Origin of the sequence: Mesorhizobium sp. C432A (genome assembly GCF_030323145.1) — a bacterium.
In the GTDB taxonomy this organism is placed as follows: domain Bacteria; phylum Pseudomonadota; class Alphaproteobacteria; order Rhizobiales; family Rhizobiaceae; genus Mesorhizobium.
On sequence record NZ_CP100470.1, the window covers coordinates 3,146,681 to 3,171,562 of the forward strand.

General features: G+C 63.8%; 24 protein-coding genes. 11 read left to right on the forward strand and 13 right to left on the reverse strand.

Annotated features, from left to right (window positions below; all coding sequences use genetic code 11):
* Nucleotides 1-52 precede the first annotated feature (52 nt).
* Together NLY33_RS15235 and NLY33_RS15240 are read left to right on the forward strand one after the other, a co-directional pair.
* Complete coding sequence (locus NLY33_RS15235) at nt 53-943, forward strand: NAD-dependent epimerase/dehydratase family protein (RefSeq protein WP_023705622.1); 891 nt, start codon at nt 53-55, stop codon at nt 941-943.
* A 107-nt stretch (nt 944-1,050) separates the two neighbouring features.
* On the forward strand, nt 1,051-1,827 hold the full coding sequence (locus NLY33_RS15240) for a FadR/GntR family transcriptional regulator (RefSeq protein WP_023705621.1): 777 nt from the start codon (nt 1,051-1,053) through the stop codon (nt 1,825-1,827).
* Between the two features lie 140 nt (nt 1,828-1,967).
* Here NLY33_RS15240 and NLY33_RS15245 read toward each other — a convergent pair whose 3' ends face one another.
* The 6 genes from NLY33_RS15245 to NLY33_RS15270 all read right to left on the reverse strand — a co-directional run bounded on the left by NLY33_RS15245 (nt 1,968) and on the right by NLY33_RS15270 (nt 7,506).
* Entirely contained in the window at nt 1,968-3,074 is a 1,107-nt protein-coding gene (locus tag NLY33_RS15245; protein ID WP_023705620.1) for a Gfo/Idh/MocA family protein, read from the reverse strand.
* Between the two features lie 33 nt (nt 3,075-3,107).
* Complete coding sequence (locus NLY33_RS15250) at nt 3,108-3,944, reverse strand: ATP-binding cassette domain-containing protein (protein WP_023712088.1); 837 nt, start codon at nt 3,942-3,944, stop codon at nt 3,108-3,110.
* Complete coding sequence (locus NLY33_RS15255) at nt 3,941-5,056, reverse strand: ABC transporter permease (protein WP_023687958.1); 1,116 nt, start codon at nt 5,054-5,056, stop codon at nt 3,941-3,943. The genes NLY33_RS15250 and NLY33_RS15255 overlap by 4 nt, the downstream gene beginning before the upstream one ends.
* Before the next feature lie 157 nt (nt 5,057-5,213).
* Nucleotides 5,214-6,182, reverse strand: a complete 969-nt coding sequence (locus tag NLY33_RS15260; RefSeq protein ID WP_023705619.1) for a rhizopine catabolism ABC transporter substrate-binding protein — start codon at nt 6,180-6,182, stop codon at nt 5,214-5,216.
* A gap of 63 nt (nt 6,183-6,245) precedes the next feature.
* Nucleotides 6,246-7,157 carry a polysaccharide deacetylase family protein gene (locus NLY33_RS15265; RefSeq protein ID WP_023705618.1) on the reverse strand — a complete coding sequence of 304 codons (912 nt, stop codon included), beginning with the start codon at nt 7,155-7,157 and terminating at the stop codon, nt 6,246-6,248.
* Nucleotides 7,132-7,506 carry a hypothetical protein gene (locus tag NLY33_RS15270; protein ID WP_156932594.1) on the reverse strand — a complete coding sequence of 125 codons (375 nt, stop codon included), beginning with the start codon at nt 7,504-7,506 and terminating at the stop codon, nt 7,132-7,134. Before NLY33_RS15270 ends, NLY33_RS15265 begins: the two co-directional genes overlap by 26 nt.
* A gap of 26 nt (nt 7,507-7,532) precedes the next feature.
* Here NLY33_RS15270 and NLY33_RS15275 point away from each other — a divergent pair, with 26 nt between their 5' ends.
* A complete protein-coding gene (locus NLY33_RS15275; protein WP_023705616.1) occupies nt 7,533-8,777 on the forward strand; it encodes a DegT/DnrJ/EryC1/StrS family aminotransferase in 1,245 nt (414 codons plus the stop codon).
* Nucleotides 8,778-8,798: 21 nt separating this feature from the next.
* On the opposite strand, the gene mocR is transcribed toward NLY33_RS15275, so the two are convergent.
* The 4 genes from mocR to NLY33_RS15295 form a co-directional block, all read right to left on the reverse strand.
* Entirely contained in the window at nt 8,799-10,265 is a 1,467-nt protein-coding gene (gene mocR, locus NLY33_RS15280; RefSeq protein ID WP_245260978.1) for a rhizopine catabolism transcriptional regulator MocR, read from the reverse strand.
* Nucleotide 10,266: 1 nt separating this feature from the next.
* Nucleotides 10,267-10,473 carry a LacI family DNA-binding transcriptional regulator gene (locus NLY33_RS15285; protein ID WP_023705614.1) on the reverse strand — a complete coding sequence of 69 codons (207 nt, stop codon included), beginning with the start codon at nt 10,471-10,473 and terminating at the stop codon, nt 10,267-10,269.
* A gap of 214 nt (nt 10,474-10,687) precedes the next feature.
* Nucleotides 10,688-11,599 carry a myo-inosose-2 dehydratase gene (gene iolE / locus NLY33_RS15290; protein WP_023707709.1) on the reverse strand — a complete coding sequence of 304 codons (912 nt, stop codon included), beginning with the start codon at nt 11,597-11,599 and terminating at the stop codon, nt 10,688-10,690.
* Nucleotides 11,600-11,815: 216 nt separating this feature from the next.
* Nucleotides 11,816-12,103 (reverse strand): DUF3175 domain-containing protein, encoded by a 288-nt coding sequence (locus tag NLY33_RS15295; RefSeq protein WP_023705612.1) that lies wholly within the window; start codon nt 12,101-12,103, stop codon nt 11,816-11,818.
* 231 nt (nt 12,104-12,334) lie between these two features.
* Between NLY33_RS15295 and NLY33_RS15300 the strand changes: the two genes are divergently transcribed.
* The 7 genes from NLY33_RS15300 (at nt 12,335) to NLY33_RS15330 (ending at nt 20,322) form a co-directional block, all read left to right on the forward strand.
* Nucleotides 12,335-13,507, forward strand: a complete 1,173-nt coding sequence (locus tag NLY33_RS15300; protein WP_050587434.1) for an MFS transporter — start codon at nt 12,335-12,337, stop codon at nt 13,505-13,507.
* Nucleotides 13,508-13,666: 159 nt separating this feature from the next.
* A complete protein-coding gene (gntR, locus tag NLY33_RS15305; protein WP_023682222.1) occupies nt 13,667-14,695 on the forward strand; it encodes an HTH-type transcriptional regulator GntR in 1,029 nt (342 codons plus the stop codon).
* Between the two features lie 326 nt (nt 14,696-15,021).
* Nucleotides 15,022-16,146 carry a sugar ABC transporter substrate-binding protein gene (locus NLY33_RS15310; protein WP_023705611.1) on the forward strand — a complete coding sequence of 375 codons (1,125 nt, stop codon included), beginning with the start codon at nt 15,022-15,024 and terminating at the stop codon, nt 16,144-16,146.
* A 93-nt stretch (nt 16,147-16,239) separates the two neighbouring features.
* Nucleotides 16,240-17,805, forward strand: a complete 1,566-nt coding sequence (locus tag NLY33_RS15315; protein WP_023705610.1) for a sugar ABC transporter ATP-binding protein — start codon at nt 16,240-16,242, stop codon at nt 17,803-17,805.
* Complete coding sequence (locus NLY33_RS15320) at nt 17,802-18,782, forward strand: ABC transporter permease (protein ID WP_023705609.1); 981 nt, start codon at nt 17,802-17,804, stop codon at nt 18,780-18,782. The genes NLY33_RS15315 and NLY33_RS15320 overlap by 4 nt, the downstream gene beginning before the upstream one ends.
* Nucleotides 18,779-19,765, forward strand: a complete 987-nt coding sequence (locus NLY33_RS15325) for an ABC transporter permease (protein WP_023673071.1) — start codon at nt 18,779-18,781, stop codon at nt 19,763-19,765. Before NLY33_RS15320 ends, NLY33_RS15325 begins: the two co-directional genes overlap by 4 nt.
* A gap of 2 nt (nt 19,766-19,767) precedes the next feature.
* A complete protein-coding gene (locus tag NLY33_RS15330) occupies nt 19,768-20,322 on the forward strand; it encodes a gluconokinase (RefSeq protein ID WP_023705608.1) in 555 nt (184 codons plus the stop codon).
* Here the strand turns inward: NLY33_RS15330 and NLY33_RS15335 are convergent.
* Nucleotides 20,317-21,465, reverse strand: a complete 1,149-nt coding sequence (locus NLY33_RS15335) for a hypothetical protein (RefSeq protein ID WP_023707710.1) — start codon at nt 21,463-21,465, stop codon at nt 20,317-20,319. The two genes, NLY33_RS15330 and NLY33_RS15335, sit on opposite strands and share 6 nt — an antisense overlap.
* An 86-nt stretch (nt 21,466-21,551) precedes the next feature.
* On the opposite strand from NLY33_RS15335, the gene NLY33_RS15340 reads away from it, so the two are divergent.
* A complete protein-coding gene (locus NLY33_RS15340; protein WP_023705606.1) occupies nt 21,552-23,120 on the forward strand; it encodes an acyl--CoA ligase in 1,569 nt (522 codons plus the stop codon).
* A 65-nt stretch (nt 23,121-23,185) separates the two neighbouring features.
* Here the strand turns inward: NLY33_RS15340 and NLY33_RS15345 are convergent, their stop codons facing one another.
* Complete coding sequence (locus NLY33_RS15345) at nt 23,186-23,635, reverse strand: RrF2 family transcriptional regulator (protein ID WP_023673075.1); 450 nt, start codon at nt 23,633-23,635, stop codon at nt 23,186-23,188.
* Nucleotides 23,636-23,894: 259 nt separating this feature from the next.
* The gene (locus NLY33_RS15350) at nt 23,895-24,881 is read right to left on the reverse strand and encodes a sulfate ABC transporter substrate-binding protein (protein WP_023707711.1); all 987 of its coding nucleotides are present in this window, start codon (nt 24,879-24,881) and stop codon (nt 23,895-23,897) included.
* Nucleotide 24,882: the final 1 nt, after the last annotated feature.

The window sequence follows — 24,882 nt, forward strand, 5'->3', positions numbered from 1 at the left end:
GAATGCCATATTGTCTGACAATACACAGAAATCCTAGGCATTGGAGACGAAAATGACGAAGCGGATCATGTTCACCGGCGGCAGCGGCAAGGCCGGTCGCCATGTCGTGCAATATCTGATCGAACAGGGCTGCCAGGTGCTCAACATCGACACCAAGCCGCTCGACAATCCCAAGGTACGCACGCTGATCACCGACATCACCGACAGCGGCCAGGTGTTCAACGCGCTGTCGAGCTATATGGGTCTGCACGAATTCGACCCGTCGCTGCGCCCGCAGCCGGTCGATGCCGTGGTGCATTTCGCCGCCATACCGCGCATCATGATCACGACCGACAATGAGGTGTTCCGCATCAATGCGATGGGCACCTACAACGTCATCGAGGCGGCGGTGAAACTCGGCATCCCCAAGGTGGTGATCGCGTCCAGCGAGACCACCTATGGCGTGGTGTTCGCCAACGAACCGCGCGACCCCAAATATTTTCCCCTCGATGAAGAATACGACGTCGATCCGATGGACAGCTATGCTCTGTCCAAGGTCGTCAACGAGCACACGGCGCGCGCCTTTGCGCAGCGCAACGGCACCGATATCTATGCCTTGCGCATCGGCAACGTCATCGAGCCGCACGAATATTCGCTGTTTCCGAAGTGGTTTGCCGATCCGGGCTTTCGCAAGCGCATCGCCTGGAGCTATGTCGACGCGCGCGATCTCGGCCAGATCACGCTGCGCGCCGTTGAAACGGACGGGCTCGGCTTCCAGGTGTTCAACGCGGCCAATGACGATACCTCGTCCGACCTGCCGACAGCGGAACTTTTGAAGCGGTTTTACCCCGACGTGCCGGTCAAGGCGGAGCTCGACGAACACGAGACGCTGCTTTCCAACCGCAAAGCCAGGGACATGCTTGGCTTCCGTCCCGAGCACAGCTGGCGCAAATACGTCAAATAGGCCGGCCGGGGGCAAGGTTGCGACCTGATCTGTGCACAGCCGCAGCCTTTGCCGTCAACGCCCCGCCCTTTGCTTGACAGCTTCCGAAATCCGGACTTTGTGGAGGCATGAGGGACGGAAAGCCGAACAAGGGAAAGATGCCTGAAAAGGCGGCATCCGCAGAGCGCCCGGCGACCCTTCGCCGGGCTGACGCGGCCCGGATGCCCGGCACCAGCGTGCATGCGTCACTGGCCAGCGAAATCGGGCTTCGGATTGTGCGCGGCGACTATCCGCCGGGCACCATCCTGCCCAATGAAGCCAAATGGTCTGAAACCTTCAACGTCAGCCGCTCGGCGGTGCGTGAGGCGATCAAGATGCTGATGGCCAAAAGCCTTCTGGCATCACGCCCTAAAATCGGCAGCTGGGTGGAGCCCAGGGAGCGCTGGAACCTGCTCGATCGCGATGTGCTCGCCTGGTACGCGACCGCGCCCGACCGTGAGGTGTTCCTGAAGGCGGTGCAGGAATTCCGCCACATCATCGAGCCGGAAGCGACTGCCTTCGCCGCCATGCGACGCACCGAGGAGCAGATGGCCGAGATCAGCCAGGCCTGCCGCGAGATGGGCGAGGCGTCGAGCCTGCAGGAGCGCACGCGCGCCGACACGCGCTTTCATCTCGCCATCCTGCGCGCCTCCGGCAACGATCTGCTGGTGCCGCTCGGCGTGCTGATCGAATCCGCCTTCGATCATCTGTTCACCTATACGACGCGCGAACTCGACGATCTGCAGCATGCACAGCAACTGCACGAGGCGATCGAGAAGGCCATCCGCCTGCAGCGGCCGGATGCGGCCCGCAACGCGGTGCGCAAGCTGCTCGCCAATACCGACGGCGTCATCAACACCCGGTAGGATGTGCTGATATTCAGGTGAGGCCGGCCTGCAAACGCCGGCTTTCGCGCTTCACGTACTTAAGTACGCTCCGCTCCGGTTCTCGAAACCCAATGTTTTCGGCGCGGCCTGACCTGAATCTCAACACATCCTGCGAGCGCTCAGCCGGCCTGCGAAGTGGCCAGGTGCTGCTTGGTCAGCGCGATCAGCAGCGCCTGGTCGCGCGCGGCGTGCTCGGGGCGGTTGATCACCTCGTCGCCATTGACGATCGCACCCCAGAAGCCGCGCAGTTCCTCGATGAAGGCTTTGCCGTAGCCGGCGCGCAGATCCTTCGCCGACAGTGTGTGGCCGTCCGAGGTCTTCACAGTCAGCCGGGTCGGGTGATGGTTGAGCCAGGGCGAGGGGAATTCGAGCTCAAGGCTGGCATCGTCGAAGAAGAGCGTGATGCGTTCCTTGTAGTCGGCGAGCTTCGGCACGGTGAGATGCGTCATCGTCCACAGCGCCTGGCCGTCGAGCAGTTTTACCGCGCCCTGGCCGCCATCGCCATTGGCGAAGATCTGCGCGCCGACGACCTCGCCATCCGGCACGCTGAGCGCGTCGAGCAGGCCGTGCACGGCATTCACATCGTGAATCAAGGCGGAGCTGTAAGCGCCGGTAAATCCACGGAAAGCCAGATCGGTTATTGGCTGGCCGAGCGCGCGCTCGACCTGTTGTTTCTGCTTGCTTTGAGCTGCGGCAATCAGCTCCTCGGGAATGTCGTTGCCGCGCTTGTAGCGCTGGTGGGCGATGAACGGCCAGGCATCGGGATCGTTGACCTCGACGGAGACGGACCGCAGCGTCTTTGCCGTGCCGGGCAGCGAGGCCAGCGCCAGCCGGTAGCTCGGATCGAAGCGCTTCATATAGCCGACCTGCATGACCTTGCCGGCCTTGTCGCGCGCGGCGATGATCTCGGCGATTTCCGCCGGGGAATAGCAGAGCGGCTTTTCGCAGAAGACATGCAGGCCGCACCCAAGGGCGGCCAGCACCTGCTCGTAATGAAGCGGGTCGGGCGAGCCGATGACGACGGCGTCGAGCTTCTGGCCGAACAGTTGCTCCGGCGTTTCGAAATTGGCGATGCCGTGAACTTCGCTGACATATTCCCGCGAAATCCTTGACGGGTCGGCAACGCCGACCAGTTCGAACAGGTCGCCGAGCTGCAGCAGGTTTGGTATATGCTCGACCTGCGAAATCATGCCGGCGCCGATAACGCCGATGCGTATCCTGCTCATGCTTTTATTACTCTCTGCAAAAGTGTTCCAGGCTCAGGGTGCGGCGGCCGGCCGATTGCCGATCTGCGCCAACAGCCCGGCAATCTCAGCTTCCACCGCCTTCAAATCCTCGCCGCCCGACATGATCGAAATCACCTCGTCGCGCGAGATCTCGGACTTGGCGTATGTGCCGCGATTGCGGCCGCGGTTTAGCAGCGTGAAAGTGTCACCGACAGGGTAGGCGTGGTGGATGTTGTGGCTGATGAAGATCACCGCCAGGCCGCGCATGCGCGCCTCGATGATGAATTTCAGCACCATCGCCGCCTGATGCACGCCGAGCGCCGAGGTCGGCTCGTCGAGGATCAGCACCTTGGCGCCGAAGTGGACCGCGCGCGCGATCGCCACCGATTGGCGCTCGCCGCCCGACAGCGTGCCGACTGCCTGTGTCGGGTCGCGCACGTCGATGCCGATATCGGCCATCGCCTGACGGGCAATTGTGTTGGCGCGCTCCTTGTCGAAGCGCGAGAAGGGCAGGCGACTTCTCGTCGGCTCGCGGCCGAGGAAGAAGTTGCGGGTGATCGACATCAGCGAGATCATGCCGAGGTCCTGGAAGACCGTCGCGACGCCGAGGTCCTGCGCGTCGCGCGGGCTGCGGAAGGTGACGGGCTTGCCGTCGACGAAAATCTCGCCCTTGGTCGGCCGGTGCACGCCCGACAGAACCTTGATCAGCGTCGACTTGCCGGCGCCGTTGTCGCCCAGCAAGCAGTGCACCTCGCCGGGATAGACCTTGATGTCGATATCCTGGAGCGCGCGCACCGAGCCGAAATTGACCGACACACCACGCAATTCCATGGCTGGCTGGATGGCCGGGGACGGGTTCGGGTAGGTCATTTGCCACCTCCGCGTCCGAGCGCCTTGAGGCGGATGTAGTTGTTGACCAGCACGGCCATCAAAATGACGATGCCGAGGAAGACCTTGAACCAGTCGGTGTCGATGCCGGTGTAGAAGATGCCCATCTGCACCAGGCCGAAGATCAGCGCGCCGAACAGCACGCCATAGACGGTGCCATAGCCGCCGGTCAGCAGCACGCCGCCGATGACCGCGGCGATGATCGCCTCGAATTCCTTGAGCAGGCCGCGCGTGGTGTCGGCGGAGCCGGCCTCCATCACCTGGATGGTGGCAAGCAAGGTCGCGGCACAGGCGGTGTAGATGAACAGCGCGATCTTAACCCGGTCGACCGGCACGCCGACATTGCGGGCGGCATTGAGGTCGCCGCCGGTGGCGAAGATCCAGTTGCCGTATTTGGTCTGGGTCAAGACATAGCCGGCAAGCGCTGTCAGTCCGAGCCACCAGACGATCGACATCGGAATGCCGACGACGAAGGGAATGCCGTCGGTGCGGGTGGCGATCCAACCTTGCGTGCCCATCCATTGGAAGAAGCCGGTCAGGAGATGGCCGTTGAACAGGCCCGCGGTTGCCGGGTCCGGCGCGCCGTCGAGGATGTAGGGGATCTGCGTGCGGCCGGTGACGGCGCGGGTGATGCCGATCGACAGGCCGCGCAGGATGTAGAGCGACGCCAGCGTCACGATGAAGGAGGGCAGGCGGGTCTTCACCACGATCAGGCCGTTGACGTAGCCGGTGAGGATGGCGACAGCGAAGGCGCAGGCGATGCCGCCCCACAGCGGCAAGCCCCAGTATTTGACGGTCAGGCCGATGACGACGCCGGCGAAGCCGACCATCGAGCCGACGGAGAGATCGAACTCGCCGGCGATGATGAGAAGGGCTGCGGCCGTGGCGATGATGCCGAGTTCGGCTGCCAGCGTCAGGAAGGTCATCGACCCCTGTAGCGAATAGAGGTTCGACGCACCCGGCAGCAGGGCGAAGATGATGACGGTGGCGATGAGGCCGCCGGCGGCACCGGCTTCGGGCCGGCGCAGCCATTGCGTCAGCCGGCCGGTGCTGGCCAGCCGCTCGTCAGTGCCGGCAGCCCGTTTCGACGTCATGCCGAAACGGTCCTTGCCCAGTACCCCGGGGGCCGGCGCTTCTGGAGGTATCGCGTTGTCTTCCACAACAGCCATTAGGCTCCCCAATCGCTCACTTCGCAATCTCGACCAGAGACGGGGAGCGCATGGCGGCTCCCCGATCCGTTTTGGTCTTGCCTTAGCGGATGCCGTCCTTGGCGAGCGCCAGGATCGCCTTGGCCTTGTCGGGCGAGTCGATGAACAGCGGCCCGGTGTAGGCGTTGTTCTGCGGCCAGAAGCCATGTGTGGCATGCTCGACCAGATAGATCACCGGCAGGTATCCCATCAGATATTGCTGGGCGTCCATGCCGAAGCCCATTTCGCCGGCGACGACGGAATCCAGGACTTCGGGGCTGATGTCGAAGGTGTAGAGCTTGATCTTGCCGAACAGTTCCTTCTGCCGGAAGAACGGGATCAGCGGATTGGCGGCGGTGGCGCCGAGCGCAAACACCGCCTGGGTGTCGGGATGCGCCGACAGATAGGCCTCGGTGCGGCGCTGGATGTCGGCCGGATCGGGCGACACGGTAAGCACCTCGGTGCCGCCGCCTGACGGCTTCAGCCCGTCATTCAACCCCTGGCAGCGCTGGTCGAGGCTGACATTGCCGACCTCGTGGTTGATGCAGACGACTTTGAGCGTGCCTTCCTTGGCCAGCCGCTCGCCGGCCTTCTTGCCGGAATCATATTCGGAGACTGTGCCGACGTAGAGAGAGGTGCCGAGTTCGGCGCCTTCCTTCTCGCCGGAATCCAGAACGACCATCGGAATGTTGGCGGCAAGTCCGGCCTTGACCGATTTACCAAGCGCATTGGCGTCGGCAATGGAGACGGCGATGCCGTCTGGATTGGTGGCGATGGCCGCGTCGAGCAGGCGGGCCTGCTCGACCACGTCGAACACTTGCGGCGCATAATATTCGACCTTGGCGCCGGTGAGCGCCGCCGCATCGTCGACGCCGCGCTTGACCACCGACCAGTAGGGATCGGAGGCCGAGCCATGCACCACGAAGGTGATGCGGACATCCTTCGGGTCCTTCAGGCCCGCGGCTTGCACGACATCCGCCAGCATACTCATCGAGACAAGCGCGCCGAGCGCCAGTTTCAGAACAGTCTTCATGTCATTCTCCCATTGTCGTTGCAGTTCCAATTCCCTCTTTGCGCCTCGGCCGACCGGATCGGCTTACGGTGCTGCCCGGGTGGCCGCTTTGCGGGCCTTTGCCGATGTCGATGCCCCGAGCCGTGCACGAAGCTCCTCGCGCAGCGGCTTCATGCCGATGATGTCGATGTCCTGCACGCCGAGCCAGTCGCGAAAACCCTGGTCCCGGAAGAGTTCATATTCCTCGGTGCGGACATAGGCGGAGCGCGGCTCGATCAGTTCGAGCTCGCCCGGCGCGTTGAAGTGCAGGCAAAAGAAGGTCAGGCCTTCGCGCACCCCTTCGACCAATGCCTTGTAGGCGGGCTCTATCGGCTTGGAGCGTGGACGGCCCCAGGTCGTCTGAATGGCGGCGTCGAAGATGACAAAGCCCTTAGCGCGGGCTTCAGTGACGCCGCGCTGGAACGCCGCTTCGGTGACGCCGACGAGATTGTCGTTGGGCGAATAGGCCGACAGCGTTTTGGTCAACAGCACCGGCAGCCGATATTCCAGGCCGAGCTTGATGTAGACGTCGCAAAACTCGGGCGACAGCGCTGCCCCCATATGGGCATCAAGATGAGTGACGTCGATGCCGGCGCGGTAGGCGGTGTCGATCTGGGCGCGAAGCTCGGTTTCCACCGCTTGCGGTGCTGCCTTGCGGCGGGTGGTCGCGACATCGGGCCAGAAATAGCCGAACTCGTCCGTCAGGCCGGCCGCGCGCGACGGCGACGTCAGCGGCCGCCATTTGTAGTGCTGCTTTTCGCTGTTCAGCGTCAGGTGGACGCCGAGATCGAGCCGCGGATTGGCGGCTGCCGCTTCGGCCATCTCAGGGAACCATGGGCACGGCACCATCACGGCGCCGGAGCTGCAGGCGCCCAATGCGGTCAGTTCGAGGAAGGCGCTGTTGGCGCCATGGCACATGCCGACATCGTCTTCATGCAGGACGAGCTGTCGCGTCATGGACGGCCACCGTTTTGCCGGCCACCATCTTGCCGGCCACCATCTTGCGGGCCACCATCTTGCCGGCACGCCGGTTTCGAGGGTCTTCCAAAGTGTGTCCCGTGCTGCATGGAACCGACCGTTTGCCCAACTGGACGCGATGGAACGCCCAATGCGGGCTTTCCGACAGGGCCACTTCGACGAATTCGGATGGGTACGATTTTTCCGCGGGCCTGCGTTCTGGAATGCCGATTTCATTCGCTATGCCCACAGTCGGCGCTAAACGCCGCTCCGACGTGAGCAGGATGGCTTGGTCAGATCGCAGCGGAGTGGTTCTTTCAAACAGCGGCCGCAGGCGTACTGCTTTCATACCATCAGCGATGTGGGAGACTTGCCATGTACACTGCCGGCGAAGAAGAGATCGAAGCCATTGCCAGGGTGATCCGCTCGGGTGCGCTGTTTCGCTATGGCAAGAACAGCGAGTGCAACCGCTTCGAGGCGCGCTATGCAAGGCATCTCGGCGTCGAGCATTTCGCGCTTGCCGCCAGCGGCACCTATGGGCTCGCCGCCGGCCTGATCGGCCTCGGCATCGGCCCGGGCGATGAGGTGCTGGTGCCGGCGCACACCTATATGGCGACCGCCACAGCAGTGCTGTCGGTCGGCGCCATTCCGGTCATTGTCGATATCGACGAGAGCCTGACCATCGACCCGGCCGCTCTGCGCGACGCCATCGGCCCGCGCACCAAGGCGGTCATCCCGGTACATATGTGGGGTGCGGCCTGCAACATGAACGCCATCATGGACATCGCTAAAAAACGCGGTCTGCTCGTGCTGGAAGATGTCTGCCAGGGCATTGGCGGCGGCTATGAGGGCAGGAAGCTCGGCTCCATCGGCCATGCCGGCGCCTACTCCTTCAACTACTTCAAGAACATCACGTCGGGCGAGGGCGGCGGCATCGCCACCAGCGATCCGAAAGTGGCCGAGCGCGCGCGCTGCGCCATCGACCCCTGCCACTTCTACTGGCAGGGCCGCAGCGACAGCATCAAGCCGTTCGCCGGCATCGGCGCGCGCGCCTCGGAATTGATGGGCGCGATGCTCAATGTCCAGCTCGACCGTCTGGACGGCATCATCGAGGCGATGCGGGCGGAGAAGAAGAAGGTGCTGGCCGGCACGCGCCATCTCGGCAATCTCGGCCTGACGCCGTCGCCGATGAACAGCCCCGACGACGATTGCGCGGCACAGGCAATGTATCTGCTGCCCAGCGAACAGGCGGCGCAGACTTTTTCGAAGACCATTCCGAGCGTCATTGCCGGCCAGACCGGCCGCCACAATTTCACCCAGTGGGACCAGGTGCTGATGCATGAGGGCGCGCATCATCCGGCGCTCAATCCGTACACGCTGCCGGAAAACAAGGGCCTGCGGCTGACCTATGCCGACGACCTCGGCAAGGGTTCTCTCGACATCCTCAACCGCACGGTGATGATCGCGATGAATCCGGCGCATGGCGACGCCGACATCGACGACATGATCCATAACATCGATGCGGCGGCCCGTGTGGCGCTGGAGAATGCCTCGCTGGACGATGTCGAGGTGCGCAAGGCAGCGCCCGTCGATCTGCAGAAATTCGATAGTGTGAATTGAAGCGCTCAGCGCTGGATCGGCCTATTGCCGGTCCAGCCGCATGAAGGCAGCGCGCAACGCCAGCACCGCGCGCAGGATCTGGCGTTCGTCCATCGCGGCATAGCCGAGCAGCAGGCCGTGTTCCGGCTCGCTCGAATGGTAGTTGATCGAGATGCCCTGCACGTCGAGGCCCTCCTTGACGGCAGCGGCGACGACGTCACTGTCCTTGTAGGGTCGGACAAAACTGGCCAGCAGTTGCATGCCGGAATCGTTCTCGGTCACTGTCAGCCATTCGGCCAGATGCTCCTGGCACAGCTTGACGAAATTGGCTTGCCGGCGCGCATAAAGGCGGCGCATGCGTTTCAGATGTGTGGCGAAATAGCCTTGCGTGATGAAGTCGTTGACCGTCGCCTGCAGGATCAGCGGCGCGAACTGGCCGGTGATCGAGACGGCACGGTCGAAGGGCACGGACAGTTCGCGGGGTACGATGAGATAGCCGATGCGCAGCGCCGGGATCAGCGTCTTGCCGAAGGAACCAATATAGACGACGCGGTCGGCATGATCGAGGCCGCGCAGCGCCGGCACCGGCCGGCCGCGATAACGATATTCGCCGTCATAATCGTCCTCGACGATCCAGGCGCCGTGGCGTTCCGCGATGTCAAGCAGCTGCAGTCGTTCCTCGATGCGCATGATGGTGCCGAACGGCCACTGGCAGGATGGCGTCACATAGATGAGGCGCGGCGGCGGCAGCTCTGGGTCTGCGAGATGCCATCCAAGGCGATCGACCTTCAAGGGCGCAAGCTGCGCGCCGCTGGCGAGAAAGGCGCTCTTGGCGCCGAGATAGCCGGGCTCCTCCATCCAGACATGATCGCCTTCGTCCATCAGCACGCGCGAAGCGAGGTCGAGTGCCGCCTGCGCGCCGGTGACGATGATGACCTGGTCGGCGGTGCAGTTGATGCCGCGCGACAGGCTGATGGTCGAGGCGATGGCCCGGCGCAGGCCGGGATGGCCGGCAAAGGAGATATAGCCGAGCAAGTTCTCGTCGCGGCTGCGGGCATTGCGCACCAGAAGGCTCGACCAGATGGTGAAGGGGAAGGACGCGGTTTCCGGCACGCCGGGATGGAAGTTGATGACGCCGGCATTGCGCGGCGGCTGCGGGCCGTTGACGATGGTCTGGCCACGCCGCGAAAGTTTTTGCGGGGCGGCGAGGCCGGCGCGCAGCGCGGCCGGCGGGCGTTTCTGCTGGATCGGCGCCACCCAGGTGCCGGACCCGGCGCGCGCCTCGATAAAACCTTCGGCGAGCAGCTGGTCGTAGGCGGCGATCACCGTGTTGCGGCCGACCTTGAGATCCTCGGCCAGCGAGCGTGTCGAAGGAAGCAGCGTGTTCTGCTGGATCTGGCCGTCGAGGATGAAGCGCCGCAAGGCGCCATAGATCTGTCGGTGCATCGGTTCGTCCGAGCCGCGGTCGACCGACATGATGTCGAGGGAAAGGCGCATATGGTCGGCCAAGCTAGTCTCCGACGAGCCTGGCTGCGCGCGCGATCTTTTCTTCGTTAAGCAGGCAGACGGTCTCGAGCACCAGCCGTCTGGTTGCGGGACGGACCTCACGGCTGTTCTTCAGCGCGCGGTGAACGGTTGCCGCGCCGAGTTCCGCCTTCTCGGCGATCTCACGGATGGTGCAAAGCCGTTCCATGCCGAGTGCCGCCTCGAATGCCATGTCGCTCCTCCATCCGCATCAAGGCATGCCTCGTCGCCAGCCTCAAGCTGGAAACGCCGGGCCGGCAACTCGGGGGCAAAAATTTCGATGCCAAGAGCTGTGCGATCCGCGCCGCCAAGGGAGGGCGGCGGCGCGGATCGCCGGGCGCTTTCGCGTCGCTACCCCTACCGAGGCGCGCGCCCAACCGGCCCAACCACCAGCCCCCCGGCGGTGGTTAGGCCAAGTCTCGTATCGCGACGTCGAACCCGGCTGCGCAGGCCGTTTTGAGAAGCGAAGCGTAACCTTTCGTGGCATAGGTCAAGGGGTGTGCCTTGGCCGGATCCTGCTCGGCCTCAACGACGATCCAGCCTTCGAAGCCATGGCTGGCCAGAGGCTGCAGCAGCGACAGGAAATCGACGGAGCCATCGCCGGGCACGGTGAAGATTCCTTCCATCACTGCCGCCATGAAACTCATGTCCTCGCGCCGTGCCTTCTCCAGCACGGCCGCGCGGACGTCCTTGCAATGGAAATGCACGATGCGGTCGAGATGCCGGTTCAGGAGGGAGGCCGGGTCGCCGCCTGAGAACAGACAATGGCCGGTATCGAACAGCAGGCCGACGCTCTTGCCGGTTGCCGCCATCAGCCTGTCGACCTCGTCATCGCTCTCGACGATGGTGCCCATATGGTGATGGAAAGCCATGCCGACGCCGAAGGCAGCCATGCGGTCGGCGAGTTCGGTCAGCTTCTCGCCATAGGCAGTCCATTCGCCGTCAGCGAGGCGCGGACGCTGTGAGACCGGCGCGAAAATGCCGTCATGACGGCCGCGCGAGGTGTCGGCATAGACGACGACCTTGGCGCCGAGGTCGCGCAGCAGGGTCAGATGCGAGGTGATGGCGGCGAATTCCTCGTCGACCGTGCGGTCCAGAATGCGGCCGTCATACCAGCCGGAGACGAGCTCCAGTCCGTAAGAAGACAGGATCGGTCCAAGCTCGTCGCTTCGCCTGGGGAATTTGCCGCCGAGTTCGGTGCCGCGATAGCCGGCCTGCCTGGTTTCCGACAGACATGTCGCGAGCGGCGTATCGCCGCCGAGTGCGGGAACATCGTCATTGCTCCAGGTGATGGGATTGATGCCGATCTTGACCGTCATGCCGCTACTTCAAAGGCTCGGGGAACCACAAAGCCGAGGCCGGCAAACTGAGGGGAAAGAGGACCTGTCACTAGGTCCAGTTGAGGTGAATTTGGCAGAACCAATCGGGAGCGCTAAAAGCGCTTCCCGTTTGAACGGACTAAGTCGACGCGCTTTATGTCTTCGTTTTATGCATGTCGTTGTCTCAAAACCGGCGCCACTTTTGAGCGACATGCATTAATCCTGCTGCGGCCTTCCGAAGGCCGCGCGCAGTTCGTCCTGGGCGTCCTCGAGCACTTTCCGGCGCGCCTGCGGCAGGTTCTTGCCGGCGCGGTTGATGTAAAAATTCAGCATCGACATGGCCGACTGAAACGGCTCGGCCTTGCGGCGGTCGCTGTGCTCGGCCGAGCGCTTGAGCGAGGCCGCGATCTTCCTGGCGTCGTCGGCTTCGAAGATGTGGTCCTCGAGGTCCATCGCATCGCTGTGCTCGGTCACCTCGGCCGACCATTGCTTTTTCGCGGTCATGACAAACTCCTTCCTGTCGCAAAAACTCGGGCAGGCCGCCGCCGGTTCCCGAGAAAGTCGCCGGGCCGCTGGAGCCACGGATCATGGCCCTGTGGCGCTGCCCGTCGCGGTGAATGCGCCGATAGTGGCGACACAACGGTCGACTTCCCAGGACCGTAGACAGGAAACGCCTTGACCCCGATCGTCGCCAATCAGGCGGATAGCCCCGGCATCGACAGCAGCTACGCCTGGATGCGGCTTGCCATCTCCATGCTGCTGGCGACGATCGGTGCGGTCGGCATGTGGGCCGTCGTCGTCGTGCTGCCGGCCGTGCAGGCCGAGTTCGGCGTTGACCGCGCCGCGGCATCGATGCCCTACACCGCAACCATGGTCGGCTTCGCCGCCGGCAATGTGCTGGTTGGCCGCGCGGTCGATCGCATGGGGTATTGGATCCCGGCACTGCTATCCTCGGTGGCTCTCGCCGCCGGCCTGCTGCTCGCCGCGTTGTCGACCTCTATCCTGCAATTCACCCTTGCCCAGGGCGTGCTGATTGGTGTCGGCACATCGGTGATCTTCGGGCCGCTGATCGCCGACATCTCGCACTGGTTCAACCGTCGGCGCGGCGTCGCCGTCACGGCGGCGGCGGCTGGCAACTATCTCGCCGGAGCGCTCTGGCCAACCATCATGCCGACACTGATCAAGGCGGAAGGCTGGCGCTTCACCTATGCCGGCATCGGTGTCTTCTGCCTGGTCACCATGGTGCCACTGGTGCTGTTGTTGCGGCGCGCTGCTCCGGCGGCGGCTGCCGCCGGTTCACCCGGAAGCCGGCCAGTGCAGTCGATTTCGCTGTCGCCGGCGGCGTTACAGGTGCTGCTGATCGTTGCCGGTCTCGGCTGCTGCGTGGCGATGTCGATGCCGCAGGTGCACATCGTCGCCTATTGCATGGATCTTGGCTACGGCATTGCGCATGGCGCCGACATGCTGTCGATCATGATGGCGGCGGGCGTCGTCAGCCGGCTCGCCTCCGGCTTTGTCGCCGACCGCATCGGCGGCGTGAAAACCCTGCTTATCGGTTCCGTGCTGCAATGCCTGTCGCTTTTGTTTTACATCCCGTTCGACGGGCTTGCCTCGCTCTATGTCGTGTCGCTGGTGTTCGGCCTGTCGCAAGGCGGCATCGTGCCTTGCTATGCCATCATCGTGCGCGAATACCTGCCCGCCAGGGAGGCCGGCCAGCGTATCGGCATCGTCATGATGGCGACCATCTTCGGCATGGCGATCGGTGGCTGGATGTCGGGCTGGATCTACGACCTGACCGGCTCCTACGCCGCCGCGTTCCTCAACGGGATCGCGTGGAACTTGCTGAACATAGTGGCGATCGGGCTGCTGCTGTGGAAAGCAAAACGCAGTGCTGCCCTGATGGCTTAGGAAGGCAGGATTGCCCTGTTGCTTGACAAGGGCGATTGGCTGCGCGACGCCAGCAGGCGAGTGGGTGCGGCAGCAGCCGGTTGGCATGGTGGCGGTGGAAAAGCTGAACATGGTTTCGCAAGGGCGCAGCGGCCGGGGCCCGGCACGTGGAGGATGTCCATGACCAAGCCGCGCTCGCGTCGTGGGGGCGGCCGCCCGACCCTATCAGATGTGGCGCGCAAGGCCGGCGTCGGCGCCATCACCGTGTCGCGGGCGCTGCGCGAACCGGAACGCGTCAGCCAAGATCTGCGGCGCCAGATCCAGGCCGCCGTCGACGAACTCGGTTATGTCCCGGATCCCAATGCACGGGCGCTGGCCTCGGCGCGCGCCGATGTGTTCGGCGTGCTGGTGCCGTCGCTGACCAACAACGTCTTCGCAGAAGTGGTGCGCGGCATCTATGACAGCCTGTCGGACGGCCCGTTCCGCGTCCAGCTCGGCAACACCCATTATTCCGGCCTCGAGGAGGAGCGCCTGCTGCAGGTGTTCGCACCGCAGCGCCCGGCGGCGCTGATCGTGGCCGGCATCGACCAGACGCCGACCTCGCGAAAGCTGCTGGAGAGCGCGGGCTGCCCGGTGGTGCAGGTGATGGAGACCGGGCCCGATCCGGTCGACATGCTGGTCGGCTTCTCGCATTTCGACGGCGGCCGCACCGCGACCGAGCATCTGATCGAGGCGGGCTACCGGCGGATCGGCTTCATCGGCGCACGCATGGACCCGCGCTCGCAGCGGCGGCTTGCCGGCTATCGCGCGGCAATGGAGAAGGCCGGCCTGTTCGACCCGCGGCTGGTCACCACCACGCCGCTACTGTCCAGCGTGACGCTCGGCCGCGAGCTGCTTCGCGATGCGCTGGCCAAGATGCCGGCGCTCGACGGCGTCTTCTGCAACAATGACGACATCGCGCTCGGCGTTTTGTTCGAATGCCATAGCGCCGCGCTCAACGTGCCGAAAACAATCGGCATTGTCGGCTTCAACGACCTCGAAATGATGCAGGCGGCGTTCCCGCCGCTCACCAGTATCCGCACCCCTCGCTATGAAATCGGCCGTCGGTCTGTCGCCATGGCGCTGGCGGCGATCGCAGGACGAAGGCCTGAGCAGCGGGTCGTCGATCTTGGTTTCGAACTCAAGCCCCGCGAGAGCACCGCACGTTGAACACGCTTTGGCCGGCCTCAGCAAATGGTGCTTTACACAACGTCATGGTAGCGCTACCATTTTCGTCGGGCAGACGTTTTGATGAAAGGCCGCCCCTGTTTATTATACATAAGCAACAGCTCATGCTTGTTTATTATGTATAATATGCTAGTTTCGTTTCTCGCCTGTGAAGCGGCGAGGGGGAGGGGATCGGGCCGGCTTCGGGCCCTTGAGACGTGGCGCCGGCCAGGCTGGAGGGCCTTCGGCAGGCGTGGAAAACACACCACGACAAACAGCATCAAATTAACAAGCAGCAGCAAATAAAACTACAACTGGGAGGAATATCGATGATCAAGTCACTTGTTGGTGGCATCGTTGCCGCCACTGCATTCGTCATGCTGAGTTCGTCGGCCATGGCCGACCCGGAAGTTGTCAAGGGCCCGTCGGCTGAGCCGGATTGCTTTGCGCCCTGGGCGGCCGATACGCAGTTCTTCAAGTTCCCCAAGAAAGACGGCCCATACCGCATCGCGCTCGCCAATGGCTATATCGCCAACACCTGGCGCATCCAGATGGTGCAGACCGCCAAGGCCTATGCGGCCCAGCCGGAGGTCGCTGCGAAACTGAAGGAATTCAAGGTCGTCTCGACCGGCGAGGACGTGCCGGCTCAGATTTCGGCGATCAACAACTTCATCGATTCCGGCTATGACGCGATCGTCGTCAACGCCCAGAACCCGACCGCTTTCGGGCCGGTCATCAAGCGCGCCAAGGAAGCTGGCGTCATCCTCGTCGCCTTCGACAATATTCTCGATACCAAGGACGCCATCAACGTCAATGTCGACCAGAAGGGCCTTGGCGAATTGTGGGGCAAATGGCTGGTCGGCCATGTGCCGAATGGCGGCAAGGTGCTCGAAGTGCGCGGCGTTGCCGGGACTTCCGTCGACACCGACCGTCACAACGGAATCCATGAAGCGCTCGATGCCTCCGGCAAGAAATGGGAGGTCACCGAGGTGGTCGGCAAATGGGACGACGGCGTGGCACAGAAGGCTACGGCCGACGCCATTGCCACCAACGGTCCGTTCGACGGAATCACCGGGCAAGGCGGCGACACCGGCATCGTGCAGGCGATGATCGATGCCAAGCATGCTTTCGTGCCGTTCGGCGGCGAGACCGAGAACGGTTTCCGCAAGTTCTGCGCGGCACATGCCGGCGACGGGCTGAAATGCTCATCGGCCGGCACCGGTCCGGCGCAGGTCGCGGTCGCCATCAAGACGGCCATTGCCGCGCTCGAAGGCAACGTCGTTCCGCAAGCAGTGAAACTGCCACTGGCGATCGTCGAGGATCCGAACTTCAAGGCCGGTCAGGATTTCTTCCCCGACCAGTCCGACAATTTCTTCGTCGGCAATTCCTTCCCGACCTGCGGCATCAATTTCACCGCGCAGGAAATCATGGGCCAGACCAAAGCTGACCAATAGGGCTGACCAATAGGCGGCATATCCGGCGCCGCGGGATCTCCGCGGCGCCGGCCACTCGATATCCCTTGAAGTCAAACTGCCTCGGGAGGGCCGATGGACGGTGCGGTTCCGCTCTTCCGGATGGAAGGCATATCCAAGCGCTATGGTGGCGTGCGGGCGCTGGAAAAGGCCGAGCTTTCGGTCTCGTCCGGTAGCATCCACGCCATTCTCGGCGAAAACGGCGCCGGCAAATCGACGCTGATCAAGGTCATGGCGGGCGTCGTCGCGCCCGACGAAGGCCGCATGATGCTGAACGGCAGCGAGGTGACGTTCGCTTCGCCTGCTGCTGCAAACAAGTCCGGCATCGTCTGCATCTTCCAGGAGCTGTCGCTGGTTCCCGAACTCAGCGTTGCCGACAACATCGTCATCTCCGATCCGCCGAAGCGTTTCGGCATGATCGACCGCAAGGCGCAGCGCCGCATTGCCGAGGATGCGCTGGCACGCGCAGGTGCGGCCGACATCCATCCATTGGCGCTGGTCAAGGATCTTCCGCTTTCAAGAAGACAGATGGTCGAGATCGCCAAGGCATTGGCCAGGAAGCCGCGCATCCTGATCCTCGACGAGGCGACCTCGGCGCTGACCGCGACGGACGTCGCCAGGATATTCAGCGTGCTCAAGCGATTGCGCTCGGAAGGGCTGGCGCTGCTTTACATTTCGCACCGCATGAACGAGATCGCCGAGCTTGCCGACCACTGCACGGTGTTTCGCAACGGCCGCAATGTCGCCAGCTACAAGGCAGGCACAAAGAGCGACAACGAAGTCGTCGAACTGATGATCGGGCGCGAATACAGCCATATTTTCCCGCCGAAACCCGCGCGCGCCGCAGCCGCCGCCGTTCCTGTGCTGGAGGCGCGCAAGCTGTCCTGGACGGACCGGCTGGACAATGTCTCGCTGAAGGTCGGGGCAGGCGAGGTCGTCGGCCTTGGCGGCCTGGACGGCCAGGGCCAGCGCGAATTGCTGCTTGCCTTTTTCGGTGTGCTGCGCGGCCTCGGCGGACAGATCCTTATCGACGGCAAGCCTGTTTCGATCGCCAGCCCGCAAGCGGCGCGCGACGATCGCATCGGCATGGCGCTGATCCCGGAGGACCGCAAGACCGAAGGCCTGATGCTGCCGATGACGGTGCGCGAGAACCTCTCCTTTGCCGCCCTAGACCGGCTGTCCAAGGCCGGCATCATCGACCGCGCCGCCGAACAGCGGCTGATCGACGACATGGTCGGGCTGCTGGCGATCAAGACGGCCGGCCTCGACATTCCGGTCGGTGCGCTGTCGGGGGGCAACCAGCAGAAGGTGGTCATCGCCAAATGGCTGATGCGCCAGCCGCGTATCATCCTGCTCAACGATCCGACGCGCGGCATCGACGTCGGCACCAAGCAGGAACTCTATCAACTGATGCGCAAGCTGGCGGATGCGGGGGCGGCGATCCTGTTCTATTCGACCGACTATGACGAACTGATCGGCTGCTGCGACCGCGTGCTGGTGCTCTATGACGGCGCGGTCAAGCGCGAGCTGGTCGGGGCCGAGATCACCGAGCGGGCGCTCATTGCAAGCGCGCTCAACATCCACGGCGATGACGGCGGCGCAAGAGACGATGCCGGCGCAAGACAGGGAGCGGACGCGTGAAAGAGTGGCGCTACTGGCTGGCCGAGCAGCGCGGAACACTGATGGCACTCGGCATATTCATTGTCATGTTCGTCATCTACACCTCGAACCATCCGGCGGGCTTCACCGCCAATGTCGTGCAGACGGCGTCGAACAAGGGCGTGCTGCTCGCCTTCGTCGCCATGGCGCAGACACTCGTCGTGATCACCGCCGGCATCGACCTCTCCGTCGGCATGATCTTCACGCTGACCAATTGCCTCGCCTCCTGGCTGGTCATCGGCACCGGCCTCGAGACCGCTTTCGGCGTCATCGCCGTGCTCGGCACCGGGCTCCTTTGCGGGGCGATCAACGGCGCCATCGTCATCTACGGCCGCCTGCAGCCGATCGTCGCCACGATCGCCACGGGTGCGGTCTATTTCGGCATCGCGCTGCTGCTGAGGCCGTTTCCCGGCGGTTCGGTCAACGAAGGTCTCGCCGACGCGCTGACCGGGCGCCTGTTCGGCGTAGTGCCGGCCAGTCTTATCGCGCTGCTCGCCGTCGTGCTAATCGTCTGGGTGCCGTTCAGCCGCTCGGTGCTCGGGCGCGCGGCTTATGCGGCCGGCTCGTCGGAGACGGCGGCCTACATGTCCGGTGTGCCGATAAGGCGCGGCAAGTTCGCTGCCTACGCGCTCGCAGGCCTGTTGGCCGCGATCGGCGGACTGTTCCTGACCTTCTTCACCTATACGGGCGATGCAGCCTATGCCAGCGGCAACGCCTATACGCTGTTTTCAATCGCCGCGGTGGTGCTGGGCGGCGTCTCGCTGTTCGGCGGCAAAGGCGGCGCCATCGGCGCCATCTTCGGCGCGCTGGCCTTCCGCACCATCGGCGACCTGTTGTTCGTGTTCGATTTCGACCCGCTATGGCAGCCACTGTTCCAGGGCGTTATCCTGCTGGTTGCGGTCAGCCTCGGCGCCTTCGCACTGTTTCGGGTCCGCAACCGGCTGGAGTGGTTCCTGTGAGCGAAACGACGTTGGGCGGCATCGCCGGCCGCATGCCGAAATTCATCCGCCGCGCCGATCCGGCGGTGCTGACGGCCTTCGCCTGCATCGTGCTGTTGCTGTTCCTAGGCAGCCTCTATTCCAGGAGCTTTCTGTCGCCTGAATATCTCTTGCAGCAGCTCAAGGTGGCCTCGTTCCTCGGCGTCATCGCCACAGGCATGATGCTGGTCATCCTGCTAGGCCAGATCGACCTGTCGGTGCCGTGGGCGGTGGCGGCGGGCGCGATGATGGCGTGTGCGGCTGCGGCCTATGGCCCGATCGGTGTGGCGCTGGCCATCCCGTTCGGCATCTTTTGCGGGGTGCTGATCGGCATCGTCAACGGCTTTGGCGTCGCTTATCTGCGCATACCCTCGATGATCATCACGCTCGCCACCAACGCTGTCGCGCAAGGGCTCATGGTCGTTTATACCGGCGGCTACTCGCCACAGGATTCGGCCACCGGCGCCATGCGCTATCTTGCGACAGGTTTTACCATTCCTGGCGTGCCTAACGCCGTCATCATCTGGGCGCTGATTGGTGCCGCGATGGTGTTCGTGCTGTCCCGCACCAGCTTCGGCCGCACCGTCTACGGCATCGGCAACCGCGAGCGTGCCGCCTACCTCTCCGGCATCGATACAAGGCGCGTGGTGATGATCGCCTTCGCTATCTCAGGCGGGCTGTCCGCCTTTGGCGGGGTGCTTCTCGCCGGCTATGCCTCCAAGGCGGCGCAATCGATGGGCGATGCCTATCTCTTGCCGTCGATCGCCGCCGTGGTTCTGGGCGGCACCTCGATCCTGGGTGGCCGCGGCTCCTATCTCGGCACCGTCGCCGGTGTCATCCTGATTACGCTCCTGCAGTCCATCCTCTCGGTCATGCAGATGCCGGAGGCGGGGCGGCAGATCGTCTATGGCCTGGTCATCGTTGCCATGCTCCTGCTCTACGGCCGCGCGCCGGCAAGCCGCTGACCGTGGACGAAAAGACGGCACAGGCGCCAATGGGCGCTACCGGCTCAGTGCCTCGGGCCATTGTGGTGATGGGCGTCGCCGGCTGCGGAAAGTCGGCTGTCGGCAAAGCATTGGCAGCAGAGGAAGGGGCCGTCTTTGTCGAAGGCGACAGGCTGCACCCGCCCGAAAACGTCGCCCGCATGGCGAGCGGTGAGCCGCTCACAGATCAACTGCGTGAGGGCTGGCTCGATGCCATTGGCGAGCGGATCGCGGACCTGACCGGCAGCGGCCAAAGCGTGGTTGCCGCCTGCTCGGCGCTGAAGCGCAGCTACCGCGATCGTCTGCGCGGCTTCCGCCGGGACATCGTTTTCATCTATCTGAAGATCGATCCCGCTACCGCCAAGCAGCGTGTCGCCAGCCGCAAGGGGCATTTCATGCCGGCAAGCCTGGTCGAAAGCCAGTTCGCCATCCTTGAACCGCCTGGCGCCGACGAGCGGGCGCTGACGGCCGACGCCACACTTCCAGTGGCTGAAATCGTCACCGCCGTTGCCAGCCTGCTGGCCGGCGCAAAATCATGAACCACCCTCGTCGGGCAAGGCGGTTTCCGGCCGTTCGGTGAACCGGTCATGGCCTGACCAGACCATCATTTGCTCGGGATAGAGTTTCAGCGCCTCCAGCAAGCGGTCGCGCTTGAGCAATATGTACTCGGCCTGAAGCGCCATGTTCTTGGCGCCGCCGGCTCTGGTCGCGGGCTCGCCGGCCTCTGCCAGGGCCGGCACCAGTTCGGGACTTAGGACGGCGCGGTATTGGCGGAACGGATCGGTCTCGAAGGTCGACATGGAAAACAGCGCCGCCTTGCCTCTGGCAGCGAAATTCGTCGGCGCCGAAGCCAGGTGGGTCCAGCCGCTCTCGCCAAGGCCGACTTCGGTGAATGTCGAGCCGGCATGCACCGTGTTGGTCACCAACACCACGCCGTTGCTGCCAAGGATCTTCTGGATCCGGCCGGTGACCTGGTAGGCGTCGCTGCGGTCGAACACGATCCGGCTTTTCAGGAAACGGTTCTCGACCCGAACCATCGGCGGGTTCAGGAAGCGCAAGCCGAAGGTCGAATCGGATATGCCGTGAGCCCTGACGCTGAGCTGGTGTGTCTCGATGCCGGCTTCATGGAGAGCGCGTTTGCCGATGATGGTCTGGGTCGTGAACTGATCGCACCAGATGATAGCGCCGTGGCCGCGCTTCAGCGCCGCTTGCAGGCCTTCCAGGCCCTCCAGCCGGATATCAGGTGACCAGCGGCGACCGATGAGATGCGCGGCAAGTAGCAAACGCCGGCGGTGGTTGGCGCAGAGCAAGGCCCTGAACTGCCTTTGCGCATCGATGCCATTGCCGAGCACGGCGCGCGTCGCGGCGGCGTAGCGCACGAAATCCTTGCGGATATGGCGCTTCAGGCGCAGCCCCGATACGCGGCTGCAGATCGCGGCCCACCAATTGACCGGTAGCAATGCCGCGACCCCGAGATAAAAGGCGGCCAGCAGCAGCTCGCGGAGATCCCTGTTGTTGAAGGTGCGCAACTTGCCGGCGCGGACCTGCTTGCGGCTGAAGAAGCGGACATGCTCGGCGCGTTCGGGCACCAGGATGTCGGCGATGATTTCCGTATGATAAATGACGGCGGAAGATGGTGTCCGGTCGGCTTTCCGGGATTTTCCCAACCACGGCAGCCTCATCCGATCGGTGTCCACCTGTTCTTGCGTGCGTCCGGAAATCGCTTTACTGCGTCTGCCACGGGCGCGCAATCGGCGCCGGCAAGGCCATGGTGAACGCCATTCAGGGTTCGAACTTGAAACAGGCCCTATCGGTAGCACTTCCCCAACTGGCGCCCTGGCAGCCGGCTGCGGTGGCGCTGATGGCGCCGGACCGGCCATCCCTCAGCTTTGCCGGCCTCGTCAATCTTGTCGACAAGCTCTGCGGCGATCTCGCCAGGCGTGGCGTTGCCCGCGGCACGGCCGTCGGCATCGTCTTGCCCAACGGCCCGGAAATGGCGGCCTGTTTCCTGGCGGTCTCGGCGTTGGCGACGGCGGCGCCGCTCAATCCGGCTTACGGCGAAGACGAATTCCGCTTCTATCTCGGCGATCTCGATGTGAAGCTGCTGCTGTGCGGACAAGGCATGGGCGATGCCGCGCGCAACGCCGCAAAGGGGCACGGCATTGCGGTGCTCGACGTCGTCGTGACTGACGGCGCCAAGGCCGGCGAGTTTCTGCTGGCGGGCGACGCCGAGGTGGAGGCTGCCAGCGAGGCTCGCCTCGACGATATGCAGCTCAACGGGCCGGACGATTTCGCGCTGGTCCTGCACACGTCGGGAACCACGGCGCGACCGAAGATCGTCGGCTTGCGGCAGCGCAATCTGCAGGCATCAATGGCCAACATCGCCCGCACCTTGGCGCTTTCGGCAGACGATATCTGTCTCAACGTGATGCCGCTGTTCCACATTCACGGGCTGATGGCGGCGCTCAGCGCACAGCTGGCAGTCGGCGGCGCTGTTGTCTGCACGCCGGGCTTCAACCCGCTCAAATTCTACGGCTGGCTGGGCGATTTCCGGCCGAGCTGGTACAGCGCGGTGCCGACCATGCATCAGGCGATCCTGGCGCGCGCCGCCCGCAATGGCGAAACCATCGCGGCTGCGCGGCTGCGCTTCATCCGCTCGTCTTCGGCAGCGCTTCCCGACACCGTGTTCCGCGACCTCGAGCGCGTCTTCGGCTGTCCGGTGGTCGAGGCCTATGGCATGACCGAGGCGGCGCACCAGATGACATCCAACGGCCTGCCGCCGGCGCGCCGCAAGCCAGGCTCGGTCGGCCTGCCTGCGGGTCCGCAGCTGACGATCCTGGACGACAAGGGGACGATCCTGCCGGCGGGTGAAAAGGGCGAGATCGCGGTGCGCGGCGCCAACATTCATGATGGCTATCTCAACAATCCGGTGGCCAATGAAGCTGCCTTCAGCGATGGCTGGTTCCGCACCGGCGACCAGGGTCTCATCGACGAGGATGGCGATCTGAAGATCACCGGGCGGCTGAAGGAGATCATCAACCGCGGCGGCGAAAAGATCTCGCCGCTCGAGGTCGACAATGTGCTGCTCGATCATCCGCTGGTGGCGCAGGCGGTGACCTTCGCCGTGCCGCATGCCATGCTCGGCGAGGAGGTGGGTGCGGCTATCGTGCTGGCCGAGGGCGCCACCGCCGATGCCGAGCAGATACGCGCTTTCGCGCGCAGCCGGATCGTCGAGTTCAAGGTGCCGCGCCACATCCTGTTTCTCCAGGAGATACCCAAGGGTCCCACCGGCAAAATCCAGCGCGTCGGCCTGGCCGGCAAGCTCGGCCTGGTCTGAGGACTCTCATTTCAGCATGATCTTGTCCGAAAACCGGTTCGCACTTTTCGGGACCATGCTCTAATTTAGATCTGCGATGTCAGCTCGACCGGAAAATCATCATTGTCGGCGTCGCGCATGGCGGCGAGGCTGCGATTGTCCAGCACTTCGGCGATCGCCTGGCGCACTTCCAGCATCATGTGCCGGACTTGGCAGGTCGCCTCGTCGCAATCCTCGCAGCGCTGGTATTGCGTGCGGCTGGCGCAGGGTATGGGAGCGAGCGGGCCGTCCAGCACGCGCACGACGTGGCCGATCTTGATTTCGGAAGCCGGCCGGGCGAGGCGATAACCGCCTTCCTTGCCCTTGCGACTGAGGACGAAACCGGCATTGCGCAGCTCGCCCAGAATGGCATCCAGGAATTTCTTCGGGATGTTGTTGGCGATCGCGATGTCATTGACGAATGCAAGCTGGCCGACCGGCAGGCCGGAAAGATGCACGAGGGCCTTGAGGCCGTATTTGCCTTTTTTGGTAAGCATGCCCGCTTCAGTTCATGAAAACCCCAACCACCCGCATCTGGCGGTTGTTTGTGTGCAAATCATGACGTTTCGCCTGAACAACCCGGTTTCGCGTAGAACAAGCCGCCCGATTGCACGTTGGGCACAAAGGCGTTGATTCTTTGTAACGTTTTTCACCGATCGCGACAGATTCCGCCTGAAGCCGTTTGTCGGCGCGCGAAAACGAAGAAGGCGGCAAAGCGCCGGCTTTCTTGTGAGGTGAGGTCGAACGCTGCTGATATCAGCGGCTGCCATAGGTCTGGTCGAGCAGACCGCCGGCGGCGAAGTGCTCCTTCTGTACCTTGTCCCAGCCGCCGAAGACGTCTTCCACAGTCAGCAGGCGGACATCGGGGAAGTCGGCCTTGTATTTTGCCGCGACTTCAGCGTTGCGGGCGCGCAGGCCATTTTCAGCCGCGATGGTCTGGCCCTCGGGCGTGTAGAGGAAATCGAGATAGGTCTTGGCGAGGTCACGGCTGCCGTGCTCGTCGGCGACCTTGTCGACGATCGCCACCGGGAATTCGGCGAGCAGGCTGACCGTTGGCGTGACCTGTTCGAACTTGTCGTTGCCATACTCCTTGCGGATGCCGCGCGTTTCCGACTCGAAGGTGATCAGCACGTCGCCGATCTCGCGTTGCACGAAGGTGGTGGTGGCGGCGCGCCCGCCGGTGTCGAAGATCGGCACGTTGTTGAACAGCTTGGTGACGAACTCCTTCACCTTGGCGTCGTCTCCCTTGAAGGCTTCCTTGGCGTAGGCGGTTGCGGCCAGATAGGTGTAGCGCGCATTGCCCGAGGTCTTGGGGTTGGGGAAGATCACCTGCACGTCGTCGCGCACGAGGTCGTTCCAGTCCTTGATGTGCTTGGGGTTGCCCGCGCGGACGAGAAAGGATGGGAGCGAATAGAAGGGCGAGGCGTTGTCGGGGAAATCCTTCTGCCAGTCGGCGGAGACGAGGCCTTTCTTGACCAGAAAGTCGATGTCGGTGACCTGGTTGAAGGTGACGACATCGGCGCCGAGGCCTTCGGCAATGGCGCGCGCCTGCGCCGAGGTGCCGGCGTGGGACTGGTCGACGGTGACGCCCGGATGGCCGGCGACGAAAGCCTTGTTCACCTGGGCGAACAATTCGCGGCCGACATCATAGGAAGCGTTGAGCAATTTGTCGGCCGACCAGGCCTGCGAACAGGCGAGGATCAGGCCGGCGACAGTGGCGACGCTGAGGAAAAATCGCTTCATG

Bases quoted from the DNA above. Each gene is read 5' to 3' on its own strand.
- NLY33_RS15265 (WP_023705618.1), bottom strand. From the start codon at position 7,157: ATGACGCGACAGCTCGTCCTGCATGAAGACGATGTCGGCATGTGCCAT.
- NLY33_RS15240 (WP_023705621.1), top strand. From the start codon at position 1,051: ATGAGGGACGGAAAGCCGAACAAGGGAAAGATGCCTGAAAAGGCGGCA.
- NLY33_RS15345 (WP_023673075.1), bottom strand. From the start codon at position 23,635: ATGCTTACCAAAAAAGGCAAATACGGCCTCAAGGCCCTCGTGCATCTT.
- NLY33_RS15255 (WP_023687958.1), bottom strand. From the start codon at position 5,056: ATGACGTCGAAACGGGCTGCCGGCACTGACGAGCGGCTGGCCAGCACC.
- NLY33_RS15340 (WP_023705606.1), top strand. From the start codon at position 21,552: ATGGTGAACGCCATTCAGGGTTCGAACTTGAAACAGGCCCTATCGGTA.
- NLY33_RS15350 (WP_023707711.1), bottom strand. From the start codon at position 24,881: ATGAAGCGATTTTTCCTCAGCGTCGCCACTGTCGCCGGCCTGATCCTC.
- NLY33_RS15245 (WP_023705620.1), bottom strand. From the start codon at position 3,074: ATGAGCAGGATACGCATCGGCGTTATCGGCGCCGGCATGATTTCGCAG.
- NLY33_RS15310 (WP_023705611.1), top strand. From the start codon at position 15,022: ATGATCAAGTCACTTGTTGGTGGCATCGTTGCCGCCACTGCATTCGTC.
- NLY33_RS15295 (WP_023705612.1), bottom strand. From the start codon at position 12,103: ATGACCGCGAAAAAGCAATGGTCGGCCGAGGTGACCGAGCACAGCGAT.
- gntR (WP_023682222.1), top strand. From the start codon at position 13,667: ATGACCAAGCCGCGCTCGCGTCGTGGGGGCGGCCGCCCGACCCTATCA.
- NLY33_RS15260 (WP_023705619.1), bottom strand. From the start codon at position 6,182: ATGAAGACTGTTCTGAAACTGGCGCTCGGCGCGCTTGTCTCGATGAGT.
- NLY33_RS15235 (WP_023705622.1), top strand. From the start codon at position 53: ATGACGAAGCGGATCATGTTCACCGGCGGCAGCGGCAAGGCCGGTCGC.
- NLY33_RS15300 (WP_050587434.1), top strand. From the start codon at position 12,335: ATGCGGCTTGCCATCTCCATGCTGCTGGCGACGATCGGTGCGGTCGGC.
- NLY33_RS15275 (WP_023705616.1), top strand. From the start codon at position 7,533: ATGTACACTGCCGGCGAAGAAGAGATCGAAGCCATTGCCAGGGTGATC.
- NLY33_RS15270 (WP_156932594.1), bottom strand. From the start codon at position 7,506: ATGAAAGCAGTACGCCTGCGGCCGCTGTTTGAAAGAACCACTCCGCTG.
- NLY33_RS15250 (WP_023712088.1), bottom strand. From the start codon at position 3,944: ATGACCTACCCGAACCCGTCCCCGGCCATCCAGCCAGCCATGGAATTG.
- NLY33_RS15285 (WP_023705614.1), bottom strand. From the start codon at position 10,473: ATGGCATTCGAGGCGGCACTCGGCATGGAACGGCTTTGCACCATCCGT.
- NLY33_RS15315 (WP_023705610.1), top strand. From the start codon at position 16,240: ATGGACGGTGCGGTTCCGCTCTTCCGGATGGAAGGCATATCCAAGCGC.
- iolE (WP_023707709.1), bottom strand. From the start codon at position 11,599: ATGACGGTCAAGATCGGCATCAATCCCATCACCTGGAGCAATGACGAT.
- NLY33_RS15335 (WP_023707710.1), bottom strand. From the start codon at position 21,465: ATGAGGCTGCCGTGGTTGGGAAAATCCCGGAAAGCCGACCGGACACCA.